This is a genomic window from Waltera intestinalis (assembly GCF_009695995.1).
In the GTDB taxonomy this organism is placed as follows: domain Bacteria; phylum Bacillota; class Clostridia; order Lachnospirales; family Lachnospiraceae; genus Acetatifactor; species Acetatifactor intestinalis.
Window position 1 is genome coordinate 17544 of record NZ_VUMU01000017.1, and the last position, 15093, is coordinate 32636.

The 15093-nt window shown below is 47.0% G+C and carries 13 protein-coding genes and 1 other annotated feature; of the genes, 11 read left to right on the plus strand and 2 right to left on the minus strand.

What is annotated here, in order from left to right; all coding sequences use genetic code 11:
- The first annotated feature begins 23 nt into the window (after window positions 1-23).
- From der to FYJ59_RS11965, 8 genes are all read left to right on the plus strand, one after another.
- On the plus strand, window positions 24-1364 hold the full coding sequence (gene der / locus FYJ59_RS11930) for a ribosome biogenesis GTPase Der (protein ID WP_118547893.1): 1341 nt from the start codon (window positions 24-26) through the stop codon (window positions 1362-1364).
- Window positions 1364-2047, plus strand: a complete 684-nt coding sequence (gene plsY, locus FYJ59_RS11935; protein WP_154497645.1) for a glycerol-3-phosphate 1-O-acyltransferase PlsY — start codon at window positions 1364-1366, stop codon at window positions 2045-2047. The genes der and plsY overlap by 1 nt, the downstream gene beginning before the upstream one ends.
- Before the next feature lie 3 nt (window positions 2048-2050).
- Window positions 2051-3064: an NAD(P)H-dependent glycerol-3-phosphate dehydrogenase gene (locus tag FYJ59_RS11940; RefSeq protein WP_154497648.1), complete on the plus strand. Its 1014-nt coding sequence runs from the start codon at window positions 2051-2053 to the stop codon at window positions 3062-3064.
- A 75-nt stretch (window positions 3065-3139) separates the two neighbouring features.
- Window positions 3140-3413: a binding site (T-box leader), on the plus strand.
- A gap of 98 nt (window positions 3414-3511) precedes the next feature.
- On the plus strand, window positions 3512-4735 hold the full coding sequence (tyrS, locus tag FYJ59_RS11945) for a tyrosine--tRNA ligase (protein WP_154497651.1): 1224 nt from the start codon (window positions 3512-3514) through the stop codon (window positions 4733-4735).
- 152 nt (window positions 4736-4887) lie between these two features.
- Window positions 4888-6408, plus strand: a complete 1521-nt coding sequence (locus FYJ59_RS11950) for a 4Fe-4S dicluster domain-containing protein (protein ID WP_154497746.1) — start codon at window positions 4888-4890, stop codon at window positions 6406-6408.
- A gap of 139 nt (window positions 6409-6547) precedes the next feature.
- A complete protein-coding gene (locus tag FYJ59_RS11955; protein ID WP_154497654.1) occupies window positions 6548-7198 on the plus strand; it encodes a trimeric intracellular cation channel family protein in 651 nt (216 codons plus the stop codon).
- Window positions 7199-7341: 143 nt separating this feature from the next.
- Window positions 7342-8802: a glutamate--tRNA ligase gene (gene gltX / locus FYJ59_RS11960; protein ID WP_154497657.1), complete on the plus strand. Its 1461-nt coding sequence runs from the start codon at window positions 7342-7344 to the stop codon at window positions 8800-8802.
- Window positions 8795-10690: an ATP-dependent helicase gene (locus FYJ59_RS11965; protein ID WP_154497660.1), complete on the plus strand. Its 1896-nt coding sequence runs from the start codon at window positions 8795-8797 to the stop codon at window positions 10688-10690. Before gltX ends, FYJ59_RS11965 begins: the two co-directional genes overlap by 8 nt.
- On the opposite strand, the gene FYJ59_RS11970 is transcribed toward FYJ59_RS11965, so the two are convergent.
- Entirely contained in the window at window positions 10662-10994 is a 333-nt protein-coding gene (locus tag FYJ59_RS11970) for a DUF1292 domain-containing protein (protein WP_022153144.1), read from the minus strand. The genes FYJ59_RS11965 and FYJ59_RS11970 overlap by 29 nt on opposite strands.
- Before the next feature lie 156 nt (window positions 10995-11150).
- Here FYJ59_RS11970 and FYJ59_RS11975 point away from each other — a divergent pair, with 156 nt between their 5' ends.
- Genes FYJ59_RS11975 through FYJ59_RS11985 form a run of 3 tightly spaced genes read left to right on the plus strand, consistent with a single transcriptional unit; the run spans window position 11151 to window position 13944 of the window.
- Window positions 11151-13085: an alpha-amylase family glycosyl hydrolase gene (locus FYJ59_RS11975; protein WP_205839539.1), complete on the plus strand. Its 1935-nt coding sequence runs from the start codon at window positions 11151-11153 to the stop codon at window positions 13083-13085.
- Window positions 13086-13094: 9 nt separating this feature from the next.
- Window positions 13095-13667, plus strand: a complete 573-nt coding sequence (locus tag FYJ59_RS11980; RefSeq protein WP_022153142.1) for a DUF5662 family protein — start codon at window positions 13095-13097, stop codon at window positions 13665-13667.
- A gap of 34 nt (window positions 13668-13701) precedes the next feature.
- A complete protein-coding gene (locus tag FYJ59_RS11985; protein WP_022153141.1) occupies window positions 13702-13944 on the plus strand; it encodes a hypothetical protein in 243 nt (80 codons plus the stop codon).
- Window positions 13945-14014: 70 nt separating this feature from the next.
- On the opposite strand, the gene FYJ59_RS11990 is transcribed toward FYJ59_RS11985, so the two are convergent.
- Window positions 14015-15079 carry an ABC transporter substrate-binding protein gene (locus FYJ59_RS11990; RefSeq protein WP_118547600.1) on the minus strand — a complete coding sequence of 355 codons (1065 nt, stop codon included), beginning with the start codon at window positions 15077-15079 and terminating at the stop codon, window positions 14015-14017.
- Window positions 15080-15093: the final 14 nt, after the last annotated feature.

Below are 15093 nucleotides of genomic sequence, written 5' to 3' on the forward strand. Positions count from 1 at the left end.
CAGAAGTAAAAATGGAGGAAATTATGGCAAAGAGAAAATCCAAGCCCATCGTTGCGGTGGTGGGACGCCCAAATGTAGGTAAATCCACCCTGTTCAATGCATTGGCTGGCGAAAATATATCTATCGTAAAAGATACGCCCGGTATTACCAGAGACCGTATTTATGCGGATATCCATTGGCTGGATATGACATTTACGCTGATCGACACCGGCGGTATCGAACCGGACAGCAAGGATGTGATCCTATCCCAGATGCGTGAACAGGCAGAGATCGCCATGGAGACGGCGGATGTGATCATTTTCCTGGTAGATGTAAAGCAAGGGCTGGTGGACGCTGATTCTAAGGTGGCGGACATGTTGCGCCGCTCCCACAAACCGGTGGTACTGGTAGTCAACAAGGTAGACAGTTTCCAAAAGTATATGGCGGATGTTTACGAATTCTATAATCTGGGTATCGGTGATCCCCATCCGATCTCTGCGGTGAACCGCTTGGGAATCGGTGACATGTTAGAAGCTGTCACGGAATATTTTGATAAGGAGCAGGCGGAGGAAGAAGAGGATGACCGCACCCGTGTGGCTATCGTCGGTAAACCTAACGTAGGGAAGTCTTCCCTGATCAATAAGCTGCTGGGTGAGAATCGACTGATCGTATCCGATATCGCAGGTACTACCAGAGACGCGGTGGACACTGAGATCACTTATAACGGCAAGGAATATGTCTTCATTGATACTGCGGGACTCCGACGTAAGAATAAGATCAAGGAAGAACTGGAGCGTTACATGATCGTCCGTACTGTCAGTGCCGTGGAGCGTGCGGAGGTCGTGGTACTGATGATCGATGCGGAAGAAGGCGTTACGGAGCAGGATGCGAAGATCGCCGGAATCGCACATGAGAGAGGCAAGGCTACGATCATCGTTGTGAATAAGTGGGATGCTATCGAAAAAGACGACAAGACTATTTACAAATTTACGGAAAAGGTGCGCAATACTTTGTCCTTCATGCCGTATGCGGAGCTTTTGTTCGTCTCTGCGAAGACGGGTCAGAGACTGCCCAAGCTGTTCGAGACCATCGATATCGTCAGCGAGAACCATGCCATGCGTGTGGCAACCGGCGTGCTGAATGAGATCATGGCAGAGGCTGTAGCCATGCAGCAGCCCCCTTCCGATAAGGGTAAGAGACTTCGTCTGTACTACATTACCCAGGTAGCGGTAAAACCCCCTACTTTTGTTATTTTCGTAAATGATAAGGAACTGATGCATTTCTCCTATACCAGATATATTGAGAATCAGATCCGGGAGACCTTTGGCTTCAAGGGTACTCCCCTCCGGTTTATCATCAGAGAACGAAAGGAAAAAGATCAATAATGGAACGTGTTATCTGTTTATTCATCGGCTATGTATTTGGACTGTTTCAGACTTCATATTTTTATGGCAAGACAAAGGGAATCGATATCCGTAAGTACGGAAGCGGCAATGCCGGTACCACCAATGCCTTAAGAGTACTGGGAACGAAGGCGGGACTGATCGTGTTTGCGGGAGACTGTTTAAAATGTATCATCGCCGTATGCATCACCAGAGCTTTATTCAGTACCGGACATCCGGAGAATATTTATCTGCTGTGCCTGTATACCGGCGCAGGATCCATCATCGGACACAACTTTCCGTTTTATATGGGATTTAAGGGCGGAAAGGGTATTGCTGCCACCGCAGGACTAATCCTGTCTTTTCACCCTTATTTTATCGTAATGGGTGTGGTACTGTTTTTCGGCGCATTTCTGACCACACATTATGTGTCGCTGGGATCACTGCTGGTATATGCCGGATTTATGATCCAGATGGTAGTCTGCGGACAGATGGGACTGTTCGGTGCCATGCCACAGTCACAACTGTATGAAATGTATGCAATTACTGCATTTCTCACTGTTATGGCATATTGGAAGCACAGACAGAATATTGTCCGCCTGATCCATGGGAATGAGAGGAAGACCTATCTGTTCAAGAAAAAGGCTGCAGAAGAGCAGACGGAAATATCCGGGGAGGATAAATAAGCTATGGCAAAAGTATGTATATTGGGTGGCGGAAGCTGGGGTATCGGCCTGTCAGTGGTATTACATAAGAACGGACATGAAGTGACGGTATGGTCTGCGGTTCCCGCAGAGATTCAGATGCTTCAGGAGAAGCATGAGCACAAGATGCTGCCGGGAGTAAAGCTTTCGGAGGATATGATCTTTACTACAGATGATAAATCTGCGATTGAGGGTAAGGACCTGTTAGTTATGGCAGTGGCAAGCTCCTACACCAGAAGCACGGCACACCGCATCAGCCCGCTGGTGGCGAAGGGACAGAGGATCGTCAGTGTCTCCAAAGGAATCGAGGAGCATACCCTGATGACCCAGGCACAGATCATCGAAGATGAGATCCCCCAGGCACAGGTAACGGTACTGTCCGGGCCTACCCATGCGGAGGAAGTCAGCCGTGGTATCCCCACGACGATCGTAGCGGGTTCAAAGAGTAAAAGCTGTGCGGAATATGTGCAGAATCTGTTTATGAACGAGGTGTTCCGTGTCTATACCAGCCCGGATGTACTGGGTATTGAACTGGGTGGTGCCTTGAAAAATGTAGTAGCACTGGCTGCCGGTATTGCCGACGGATTGGGCTACGGAGACAATACGAAGGCAGCTCTGATCACCAGAGGTATTACTGAGATTGCCAGACTTGGTACTGCCATGGGTGGTAATTTCGAGACCTTCTGCGGTCTGACCGGTATCGGAGATCTGATCGTGACCTGCGCCAGCATGCATTCCCGTAACCGTCGTGCCGGTATCCTGATCGGGCAGGGCAAGACCTACGAGGAAGCCATGAAGGAAGTACAGATGGTGGTAGAGGGCGTGTATTCCGCTAAAGCGGCCATGGAACTGTCGAAAAAATATGATGTTCAGCTGCCTATTATTGAGCAGGTAAATGAAGTGCTCTTTGATGGTAAGCCCGCGGATCAGGCGGTAAAAGAATTGATGCTTCGTGACAAGAAGCTGGAAGTATCCCACCTGCCCTGGCCGGAAGAATAAATCGTATTTTTGGTGTTGACAGAAAAACGCAAACTGGCTATAATAAGCTCATGTTTAACGCAAACATAGGATAAGAAGAATGCGATGAAGGGAAGAAGTACTGTTCCTCCACTTCTGACAGAGAGCAGCCGGCAGGTGAGAGGCGCACAGAAGCAGAGCAGGAATACATCCCGGAGCAGCCGGTGGAAAGAGAAGGATCAGAAGATTTTATAAGAGGATCCCGAACGAGTAGATCAGGACGGTAGGCACCGATATCGGCCGAAGTATTGATAGATACTTACTGAGCTGTCAGATGTGAGTCTGGCGGGAACATTAGGTGGTAACACGAGTGATCAAGCTCGTCCTTTTGAAAAAAGGGGCGGGCTTTTTTAGTGCCTTTTGAGCCGAATCCCCTAAAATGTAAAAAAGGCATACAGGGTAAAAAGAGCACAAAAAGGAGAAGAGAAAATGACAGTATTTGATGAATTAAAAGCAAGAGGACTATTGGCACAGCTGACAGATGAAGAGGAGATCAAGGAACTGATCAATAACGGAAAGGCTACCTTCTACATCGGTTTTGATCCTACCGCAGACAGCCTTCATGTAGGACATTTCATGGCACTGTGCCTGATGAAGAGAATGCAGATGGCAGGTAACAAGCCGATCGCTCTGATCGGCGGTGGTACCGCAATGATCGGTGATCCTTCCGGCAGAAGTGACATGCGCACCATGATGACCAAGGAGACCATTCAGCATAATGTAGACTGCTTCAAGAAGCAGATGAGTCGTTTTATTGATTTCAGCGATGGTAAGGCACTGATGGTCAATAATGCGGACTGGCTGCTGAACCTGAACTATGTGGAACTGTTAAGAGATGTGGGAGCGCATTTCAGTGTTAACCGTATGCTGACTGCAGAGTGTTACAAGCAGAGAATGGAGAAGGGCTTAAGCTTTCTTGAATTCAACTACATGATCATGCAGAGCTTTGACTTCCTGACCTTATATCAGAAATACGGCTGTAATATGCAGTTCGGCGGTGACGATCAGTGGAGCAATATGTTAGGCGGTACCGAGCTGATCCGCAGAAAGCTGGGCAAGGATGCTTATGCCATGACCATCACACTGCTGTTAAATTCCGAGGGTAAGAAGATGGGCAAGACCCAGAAGGGTGCCGTATGGCTGGATCCCAACAAGACTACTCCTTTCGAGTTCTACCAGTACTGGAGAAACGTATCAGACGCTGATGTCCTGAAGTGCCTGCGCATGCTGACCTTCCTGCCTATGGAACAGATCGATGAGATGGACAAATGGGAAGGCAGCCAGTTAAATCAGGCGAAGGAGATTCTGGCATACGAGCTGACCAATCTGGTACACGGCGAGGAAGAGGCTAAGAAGGCACAGGAGAGTGCGAGAGCACTGTTTACCGGTGGCAACGCCGCAGAAATGCCTACCTGTGAGCTGACAGAGGCAGACTTTACCGATGGTAAGATTGATATTCTCGGTGTTCTGGTGAAATCCGGACTGTCCGCATCCCGCAACGAAGCAAGACGTGCTGTAGAACAGGGCGGTGTTGTCGTAGCAGATGAGAAGGTCACCGATATTAAGACGACTTACGCTCCCGAGCAGTTTGACGGAGAGGGTCTGGTAGTCCGCAGAGGTAAGAAAAACTTCAAGAGAGTCGTTATGAAGTAAAAGATTAAAAATTCAAGGATGGGGTCTTTCACAAAAAACAGTGAAGGATCCTATTTTTATTGTGATTTTTCTTGCATTTACAGGTGCGGTATGGTTTAATATGATTAGTATGTTAAAAAAATATCAAAAGGCGGTAATGTGATATGAGCAGCATGAGAGGGATCGATACTCCGGTAAGACAGCGGAGAAGAAGGGTATTTAAGGAAGTGGCTAATCTGGCTTACAATTCCACGAATCTGAAAGATGATATGGAGGCGCTGCCTTATAAGATCGTAGACTATGAAGAGTCGGAGTTCTGGGAGAGCGTTTATCGTGACAGAGCGATCATCCGTGAGCGCATCCGTCTGGCCATGGGTATGAGTTTACGCCCGGAGAATCGTGAACATCCCGGCCATCTGACACAGGGTCTGGAGGAGAGTAATATTGATGAAAAATATTACGAACCACCTCTGATGCAGGTCATTCCGTCGGCGTGTAATGCCTGCCCGGAGAACCGTTATGAGGTGACCAGCTCATGCATGGGATGCCTGGCACATCCCTGTCAGAGTGTCTGTCCCAAGGGCGCGATCTCTATGAAAAACGGCAAGTCTGTTATTGATCAGGAGAAATGCATCAAGTGCGGAAAATGCCGTGAAATCTGCCCTTATGATGCAATTTGTCATAAAGAGCGTCCCTGTAAGGCTGCCTGCGGTATTGGAGCCATCACATCTGACCATGTGGGAAGAGCTGTGATCGACAATGAAAAATGTGTATCCTGTGGTCAGTGTATGGTAAGCTGTCCCTTCGGAGCGATTGCTGACAAGTCACAGATCTTCCAGCTGATCCGTGCCATGCAGTCCGGACGGAAGATCATAGCTCAGGTGGCACCGGCATTTGCCGGACAGTTCGGTCCGAAGGTGACACCGGAGATGTTCAAGACAGCTTTGAAAGAACTGGGTTTTGCGGATGTCTATGAGACAGCGTTGGGCGCTGACATGGGATGTATGGCGGAAGCGGAACATTATGTGAAGGAGGTTGCTACCGGTAAGCAGCAGTTTGCGCTGACTTCCTGTTGCCCTTCCTGGTCTGTGATGGCGAAGAATCTGTTCCCTGAGACCATCGATAAGATCAGTAATGAATTGACCCCTATGGTTGCAACAGCCCGTCTGATCAAGCAGGAGCATCCGGATGCTTCCGTAGTATTCATTGGCCCCTGCGCTTCCAAGAAGCTGGAAGCCAGCAGACGTACCGTCCGCTCTGATGTGGATTTTGTTATCACTTTCGAGGAATTGACCGGTATGTTCGAAGCTAAGGGAATCCTGCTGGATGAGATCAAAGCAATGGATGAGATGAAGGATGCTACCGCTGCCGGAAGAGGTTACGGCGTGGCAGGTGGCGTTGCCAATGCTATCAAGGAGTGTATCGAAAAGTATTATCCTGGCACGCCGGTAAATATCCAGCATGCGGAAAGTCTGGCGGAATGTAAGAAAGCTCTGCTCCTTGCTAAGGCCGGTAAGATGAACGGCTGCCTGATCGAGGGTATGGCATGCCCCGGAGGATGCATCGCCGGAGCCGGCACCAACATTGCTATCCCTGTAGCGGCCAAAGCCGTGGACAAGTTCAAGAACGAGGCAGAGAAGAAAGTACCTGATGAAAGTGTGGATCAGGAAATGGTGGAACTGGAAAAAAAATAAACATAGGACAGAAATTTTGTCGGGAAAGGGAATCATCACAGAAGCGTGATGGTTCCTTTTTGCTGTATGTAAATTAGCTATTGTTATTTTAACAAAGATACTATAAAATATCGTGGAGAACTTTTGGGAGAAACAGATTATGAACATTCAGGATAGCATTATTTTTTTCATGGAAATCTTAGGAACCATCGCTTTTGCCGCGTCAGGTGCCATGGTGGGGATCCGAAAACGAATGGATATTTTCGGGATCTGCGTGTTGGGCGTGGTGACGGCAGTGGGAGGAGGTATGACCAGGGATGTAATCCTTGGAAAATTACCTTCAGCACTGGAGAAACCGGTGTATGTTGGTGTCTCGGTAGCCACAGCACTGGCTATTTTTGTACTGCTTTATATCAAACATGATCTATTAAGCGGCAGACTGGGAACCTTTTATGACAAGGCTATGTTAGTCATGGACTCCATCGGGCTTGGCATTTTTACCTCTCTGGGAGTGATGTCTGGCATTGACAACGGGTATCCGGACAATACCTTTTTGTTGGTATTTATCGGTATGCTCACCGGTGTGGGAGGCGGTCTGATGCGTGACATGATGGCGGGAGAGGAACCCTACATCTTCGTGAAACATATTTATGCCTGTGCATCCCTCGTGGGAGCACTGGGCTGTGTGGAGATCTACCGAGAGTGGGGAAGACTGCCGGCGGTATTTATCGGAGCTTTCATTGTCATGGCGATCCGTTTCCTGGCTGCACATTACAGATGGAATCTTCCCCATCCGAAATCAACGTCTTAACTGTTGCAGTTTTTGAAAAAAGGCGGTAGAATAAGAAAGTAGTCTGCCCGAGAGATGGTGGACAGGAATATATAAGCAGGAAAATGTATGCCGGAAGACCGTAGCCCGGATATGCACAGATTCCCTGCGGAAATGAGGAGAAAATGACAAAGATCAGAACAAGATACGCACCCAGCCCTACCGGTAAAATGCATGTAGGTAATCTGCGGTCCGCATTATATGAATTTTTGATTGCAAAGCATGCCGGTGGAGATTTCATGCTCCGTATCGAAGATACCGACCAGGAGCGCTATGTGGAAGGAGCTACCGAGATCATCTACCGTACCCTGGAGAAGACCGGACTGGTACATGATGAGGGACCCGATAAGGACGGCGGCTACGGTCCTTACGTACAGAGTGAGCGTATGAAGACCGGTATCTATATGAAATATGCCAAGGAGCTGATCGATAAGGGCGAGGCATATTATTGCTTCTGTGATAAGGAGAGACTGGCTTCCCTGAGGACCGAGGTGGTGGACGGCAAGGAGATCACCGTATACGACAAACACTGCCTGTCTCTGCCCAAGGAAGAGATCGAGGCAAATCTTGCTGCAGGCAAGCCTTTTGTCATCCGTCAGAATAATCCAAAGGAAGGAACTACAACATTCCATGATGAGTTATACGGAGACATTACCGTAGATAATTCCCAACTGGATGATATGATCCTGATCAAATCCGACGGCTATCCAACTTACAATTTTGCTAACGTGGTAGATGACCATACCATGAATATCACTCATGTAGTACGAGGCAACGAATATCTGTCCTCCTCCCCGAAGTATGTGCGTCTGTATGATGCTTTCGGCTGGCAGGTACCGGTATACATTCATCTGCCTCTGATCACCGATGAGAACCATAAAAAGCTGTCTAAGAGAAGCGGACATGCTTCCTTCGAGGATCTGATCGATCAGGGATTCATTACCGAAGCAATCGTCAACTATGTGGCACTGTTGGGATGGAGCCCGGAGGATAATCGCGAGATTTTCTCTCTTGATGAACTGATCAAAGAGTTTGATTACCATCGTATCAGTAAGTCTCCCGCAGTCTTCGATATTGTAAAACTGCGCTGGATGAACGGCGAGTACCTGAAAGCTATGGACTTCGATAAATTCTACGAGATGGCAGAACCTTATCTTAAGAAAGCGATCAGTAAGCCATTAGATCTTAAGAAGATCGCAGCCATGGTAAAGACCCGGATTGAAGTATTCCCGGATATCGCCGGACTGGTAGATTTCTTCGAGGAACTTCCGGAGTATGATGTGGCAATGTACACACATAAGAAGATGAAGACTACCGCAGAGAGTTCTCTGGAGGTATTAAAAGACCTGCTTCCGATCCTGGAGGCACAGGAGGATTACAGCAATGACGGGCTGTATCAGGCTCTTGTAAAATATGTGGAGGAAAAAGGCTGCAAGAACGGTTATGTGATGTGGCCGATCCGTACTGCTGTATCCGGCAAGCAGATGACACCTGCGGGTGCTACGGAGATCATGGAAGTCCTGGGCAAAGAGGAATCCCTGAACAGAATTCGTAAAGGTATTGAATTACTGAAGGCGAATGTTTAATCTTACGGATTGCAATCCCTCCCAAAGGGAGGCTGTAACTTTCGGAGAGGGCCCGCTTTTATTATTGGCGGGTCCCGGCTCCGGCAAGACGTTTACTATTACGAAGAGAATCCTCTGGCTGATTCATGAGAAAGAAGTCGCTCCCGAACAGATTCTGGTGATTACGTTTACCAGAGAAGCGGCACTTTCTATGCAACAGCGCTTTGCACAGACTTCTTCGTTTGCCGGTTCCGTTAATTTCGGAACATTTCATTCGATTTTTTATCAAATCCTGCTCCGGTCGGGCAGAGTACAACCGGGCAATCTCTTAAATGAAAGACAAAAATTAAATCTGATTTATCCCATTTTAAAAAAGAACAAAGAATGCAGTGCGGAAATTGCCAAAAGCTTCCTGGATGCGATCGCGTATTACAAAAATACCGGAGAAAAGGAAAAAACACTGGAAAAAATCCCGGAGGAATGGAAAAATTGCTTTCCTCAGATATATCGGGAATATGAGTCTGCAAGGACAAAAGTCCGAGGTGTTGATTTTGATGATATGCTGAAAGAGTGTGAGGAACTGTTGCAAAATAATACTCCACAGAGGGAATACTGGCAGAAACGTTTTTCACATATTCTGATCGATGAATTTCAGGATATTAACTATAGGCAGTATTGTATTGTACGGTTGCTGGCGGAAAAACATAAAAATGTATTCGCAGTGGGAGATGATGACCAGGCAATTTACAGTTTTCGTGGAGCCAGACCGGCCTGTATGCAGATGTTTGTACGGGAATTTGCGGCAACACAGATACTGCTTCGCACCAACTACCGTAGCCATCAGGACATTGTGGAGGCTTCCCTTCTGGTGATCAATGAGAACCTGGATCGCTTCCCTAAAATATTGGAAGCCAGCGAGTTGAATCAGCGGAAGGAAGAAACATACAGAGGAACCGCCTGCAGGGTAAGAATAAAAGAATTCAGGGATGCACCGGAGCAGATGCAATATTTATTACATCGCCTGAAGGGACGTTCCACACAGGAGACCTGTGCAATATTGTTCCGAACAAACCTGGCTATGCAGAGCGTGGCGGCAAGACTTGGCAGAGAAGGAATTCCCTATGTTATGAAGGAAAAAAAACGAAATATATATGAACACTTCATTGTACAGGATATTATGTCATATCTGCGTATTGCAGCAGGAACTGCAGAGAGAATAGATTTTCTGAGAGTGATCAACAAACCGTTTCGTAATATATCCAGGGAAGCTTTTGGAAAGCATGTTTCATTGCAAGCACTGGAAGATTATTACTCCATGAAAAACAATGATTATTCTGCAGACTGTAATCGTAAAGCGTGTGAGGCGATCAGATTGTGGAAACGTCAGATGGAATTTGTAAAAAATGCAGAACCAAAGCTTGCAGTGATCTTTGTATGCAAAGCTTGCGGATATGAAAGGTATCTGCGTCAGAGAGCAAATGTTGAAAATAATGAGAAAACACAGGAATGGGAAGAAATTTTGAACTATATTGTGGAAGAAGCCGGTCATTTTAAAACAGCAAAAGAGTGGCAGGAAGCACAGGAGGCCTTCGGAGAACAACTGCGGAAAGGTGTGGCACGGGAATCCGGAGACAATGCGCAGGCGGCAGACGGAGCGGTAAGACTGCTTACGGTACATGCTTCGAAAGGACTGGAGTTTGACAGTGTATGGATTCCAGACTGCAATGAAAAGAATTTTCCCCATGGGAACGGACTGGACCCTGAGCACATTGAAGAGGAACGCCGTATCTTCTATGTGGCTATGACAAGGGCAAAAAAAGACCTGGAACTTCTCTGCCTTACAGGCACAGCAGAGCGCCCCAGGTTCCCATCCAGATTCCTTATTCCTCTGAATCGTTATCGTCGATGATCTCATCGAATTCACAACTGTCCAGATACTCGTCAAAAGCATCGGCAACTTTTTCGTAGACATCATCATCTTCAATGTATTCGAGAACAGGCTCTTCATTCGGGTCATCCGGATTCTCGGCATATCCGTAGAACCATACTTCTCCGTCTTCGTTTTCGCCGTCTTCATCCAGAGGCAGAAGCACGATATAATCCTTAGCCTCTACGGTGAGAATGGTGATGACCGCACAGTTTACGACAGTGCCATCTTCCAACTCCAGCTCAACGGTCATTTCTTCATCTTCATAGCTTTCATTTTTACCCATGGGAATCCTCCTGTGAAATGTTATTGGGTGTAACAGTATTTTGTTTCCTTATTATAACCGTTTACGGATATTCTTGCAATGCTTGTTTTTCTTAAGGTTACCGACTATAATAAAATAGTGAAAAAAGACAAATCAGCCAGAAGATGGAGTGTAGCAATGACAGAAAAAAAGCATGCAATAAAGCCTTATCCGTTAGGAGCTCATGTGGAGGACGGAGCGATACGTTTCGCTTATGCGTCCGGAAAAAAGGATTGCGGCATTATCCTATATGACAGAGAGAGCGGTAAAAAATTACACAAAATCCCGTTCCGCCGGGAAGAGCGGATGGGAAATGTCTACTGCAAATACCTGGAACTGGATCCACAGCAGATCGGATATCAGTTCTATGAAGAGGAACGGATCGTGCCGGATCTGCATGCGCGGGGCTTCTTAAGTAAGCCTGTTTACGGGAAAATGCGAAAAAATGTCAATCGCATTGCGGTATTTCCCGGAGAGGATTTCGACTGGGAGCAGGATGAACATCCGATGCTTTCCTATCGTGAGAGCGTATGTTATTGCATGCATGTCCGTGGCTTTACCATGCATGCTTCCTCCAAGGTGACACACAGAGGCACCTTTGCGGGAATTGCGGAGAAACTGGATTATCTGCAGGAAATCGGCATCACGACGGTGGAATTGCAGCCTGTTTATGAATTTGATGAGACTCCGGAAGAGGTGAACACGAAGACATCCGCAGACATTGTAGCCACAGCAGGGGAAAATGGTGGAGAACTCCCCGGTTACCGGGTATTAAACTACTGGGGCTACCGTGAGGGCTTTTATTATGCACCAAAAGCTGCCTATGCGGCAGAAGAAGATGCAGCGTTGGAATTCAGACAACTGGTGAAGGAATTTCATAAGCGCAGGATGGAAGTGATCTTACAGTTTTATTTCCCAAAAGGGATGGATGTGACAGAGATTGGGAATATTTTACGCTTCTGGGTATTAACTTATCATGTGGATGGGTTTCATCTGATGGGAGAGGTGCCGGCACAGGCGCTGGCAGGAGACCCTGCACTGACAGACACCAAGCTTTGGTATTACGATTTTGATGCAGCGAAGCTCTACGATCCGGCACAGAAGCCGGAGTATCGGAATCTTGCGGAATACCGGGACGATTATCTTTACACCATGCGTAGATTTTTAAAAGGCGATGATAACATGCTTTCGGGAGTATTGTACGAGATGCGTCATATTCCCGCCAATATGGGACGGATCCATTATCTGTCTAATTATTACGGATTTACCCTGATGGATATGGTGTCTTATGACCATAAGCATAACGAAGCCAACGGCGAGGGCAACCGGGACGGTAACGATTATAATTGCAGCTGGAACTGTGGTGAGGAAGGTAACTCCCGACGCAAAAAAGTGCTGGCTCTCCGGCAAAAACAGTTACAGAATGCATTTTGTATGTTGTTATTGACCCAGTCCACGCCGCTGATCTTCATGGGAGACGAATTCGGTAATTCCCAACAGGGAAATAACAATCCCTACTGTCAGGATAATAAAATTACCTGGCTGAACTGGCAGGATAAGGAGAAAAATGCCGGACTGCTGGCTTTCTGGAAACAGATGATCGCTTTCCGTAAGGCACATCCGATCCTGCATCCGGAGGAAGAGCTTCGGATCCTGGATACGTTATCCTGTGGTTATCCGGATCTGTCCTACCACGGACAAAATGCATGGAGACCTCAGACAGAGAGTTATAACAGGCACGTTGGAATGATGTATTGCGGAAAATATGCAAAGACCAAGGCAGGTGCAGATGATTCTTTTCTCTATGTTGCCATGAATATGCATTGGGAACCTCAGAAACTGGCATTTCCCAAGCTTCCGAAGGGTATGGAATGGAAATTGGTTTTAGCGACGGAAGAAGCAGGGAATATCCTGACAGTGCAGGAGAGAGAAGAACAGATGGCTGATCAGACGAGGACCGTAGCCCCCAGGAGCATTGCCGTCTACGAAGGCGTGATGGGAATATCACAGGATAAGGGAAAAAGTACCGGTAAGAGACGGAAAAAGAAATCGGAAGCTTCTGAAGAAAGATGATAGAACGAAATGAATATCTGGAAACATTTTAAAACGATCACACACCATAAGGTTCTGGTGGCAAAGGGCTGCTTTAAGGTAGGTCTGTATAAACAGGGACTTTTACACGATATGTCGAAATACAGCCCCACAGAGTTCTGGGTAGGAGCAAAGTATTACCAGGGTGACCGCAGCCCCAACAACGCGGAGAGAGAGGATATCGGTTATTCCAGTGCCTGGCTGCACCACAAGGGCAGGAACAAGCATCATTACGAATACTGGATTGATTACAGTATGCAGGCATTGCCGGGCGGAATGGCACCGGTACCCATGCCGGATCGTTATATTGCGGAGATGATTATGGACCGGATCGCCGCCAGTAAGGTTTACATGGGAGACAAATATACGGACAGATCACCGTTAGATTACTATTATCGGGGCACAGATAAGGCACCTATCCATCCTAAGACAAAGGCAAAGCTTCTGTATGTGCTGGAAATGCTGGCAGAACAGGGCGAAGAGAAAACCTTTCAATTTATCAAAGAGGAATTGGTACAACACAAAAGGTGTATGGACTGGCACCAGCTGGAAAAAGCGGAATAGAATAGTAAATAAACAGTGGTAAGTAGAGGATCCTATGAACTGTATCATTCTGTTATTATTACTATTTTGTGGTGGAAATTCCTGTGGCAACAACAATTCCTGTGGCAGTTCGAATGCCTGCGGCGCCCGCCGCCTGGAAGATGCGGGGTGCTGTGAAGACAGAGACTGCAGACCGCTAAGACCGGATTTCCCGAATTTTACACCGGTGGATGATCCGGCATTTTCCAGAAGAAATGATGGGAAATGTGAGACCTGCGGATGTGAACAGAATTCCTGAAATATGGGAAGATCAAAAGCCCCCAGGCTGTTTTGACAGCTTGAGGGCTTTTGATTTGCTTTATATAGAATTAATTGGACATAACTTCTTTCCAGTATTTGTTGAAAAGCTCTTCGCCATCCTCACCGAGGTACAGGAAGGTCTCCAGATTGTTATACTGTGTCAGATCCGGGAATGCGATGGGAGAGTTCTTCAGGTCCTCATCCTCGATCAGCTCTCTTGCAGCGGTATTGGGGGTACCGTAGGTAATGTACTCGAAATTCTTCAGAGCTACATCCGGACGGCACATGAAATCAATGAATTTCTCTGCATTTTCCTTGTTAGGAGCATTCTTGGGAATAACCCAGCCGTCAATCCATACATTTGTACCTTCCTCAGGAATGACATAATCGAGATCCGGATTTTCCCCGATCACATAAATGGCATCACCGGAGAACATTACACCGATCGCAGCCTCGCCGCCGATCATTTTGTCACGTACCTGATCTACAACATATGCCTGTACCAGAGGCTTCTGGGCGATGAGATCATTGGTAGCTATCTGGAGCTCGGATTCGTCCAGACTGTTAGAAGAGAAGCCGTTTTTCTTCAGAGCAACCATAAAGCTGTCTTTAATAGAATCCATCATCAGAATATTATCAGCATATTTTTCATCCCACAGGTCTGCCCATTTGGTGGGAGGAGTATCTACCATGGTTTTATTGTAGATGATTCCAACAGTTCCCCAGCAATAAGGAACACAATATTTGTTACCGGGATCGTAAGCAGCAGCCTGCTCGTAGTACTGGGCACCGATGTTTTCTTTGGCATTGGGAATCTTATCGTAATCCAGTTCCTGAATCAGATCATTCTCGATCATTTTCTGCACCATGTAATCGGAAGGACATACCACATCATAAGCGGATGAACCGGCTTCCACCTTTGGATACATGATCTCGTTGGTCTCAAATTCGTCATAGACCACCTTGATACCGGTTTCTTCCTCAAACATAGTGAGAGTCTCCGGATCGATATATTCTCCCCAGTTGTAGACGATGACTTCACCGTTTTCACCGGCAGAGGAAGAGGATCCGCAGCCGGTCAGAGCAGTTGCGGTAAGGATGCCGCACAGAAACAGTGCAATAAATTTTTTCATTTATTTTCCTCCTA

Excerpts from the sequence above, each read along its gene's own strand:
- FYJ59_RS11985 (WP_022153141.1), top strand. The coding sequence starts at position 13,702 with ATGAACTGTATCATTCTGTTATTATTACTATTTTGTGGTGGAAATTCC.
- FYJ59_RS11955 (WP_154497654.1), top strand. The coding sequence starts at position 6,548 with ATGAACATTCAGGATAGCATTATTTTTTTCATGGAAATCTTAGGAACC.
- FYJ59_RS11970 (WP_022153144.1), bottom strand. The coding sequence starts at position 10,994 with ATGGGTAAAAATGAAAGCTATGAAGATGAAGAAATGACCGTTGAGCTG.
- der (WP_118547893.1), top strand. The coding sequence starts at position 24 with ATGGCAAAGAGAAAATCCAAGCCCATCGTTGCGGTGGTGGGACGCCCA.
- FYJ59_RS11990 (WP_118547600.1), bottom strand. The coding sequence starts at position 15,079 with ATGAAAAAATTTATTGCACTGTTTCTGTGCGGCATCCTTACCGCAACT.
- FYJ59_RS11975 (WP_205839539.1), top strand. The coding sequence starts at position 11,151 with ATGACAGAAAAAAAGCATGCAATAAAGCCTTATCCGTTAGGAGCTCAT.
- FYJ59_RS11980 (WP_022153142.1), top strand. The coding sequence starts at position 13,095 with ATGAATATCTGGAAACATTTTAAAACGATCACACACCATAAGGTTCTG.
- FYJ59_RS11950 (WP_154497746.1), top strand. The coding sequence starts at position 4,888 with ATGAGAGGGATCGATACTCCGGTAAGACAGCGGAGAAGAAGGGTATTT.
- tyrS (WP_154497651.1), top strand. The coding sequence starts at position 3,512 with ATGACAGTATTTGATGAATTAAAAGCAAGAGGACTATTGGCACAGCTG.
- gltX (WP_154497657.1), top strand. The coding sequence starts at position 7,342 with ATGACAAAGATCAGAACAAGATACGCACCCAGCCCTACCGGTAAAATG.
- FYJ59_RS11965 (WP_154497660.1), top strand. The coding sequence starts at position 8,795 with ATGTTTAATCTTACGGATTGCAATCCCTCCCAAAGGGAGGCTGTAACT.
- FYJ59_RS11940 (WP_154497648.1), top strand. The coding sequence starts at position 2,051 with ATGGCAAAAGTATGTATATTGGGTGGCGGAAGCTGGGGTATCGGCCTG.
- plsY (WP_154497645.1), top strand. The coding sequence starts at position 1,364 with ATGGAACGTGTTATCTGTTTATTCATCGGCTATGTATTTGGACTGTTT.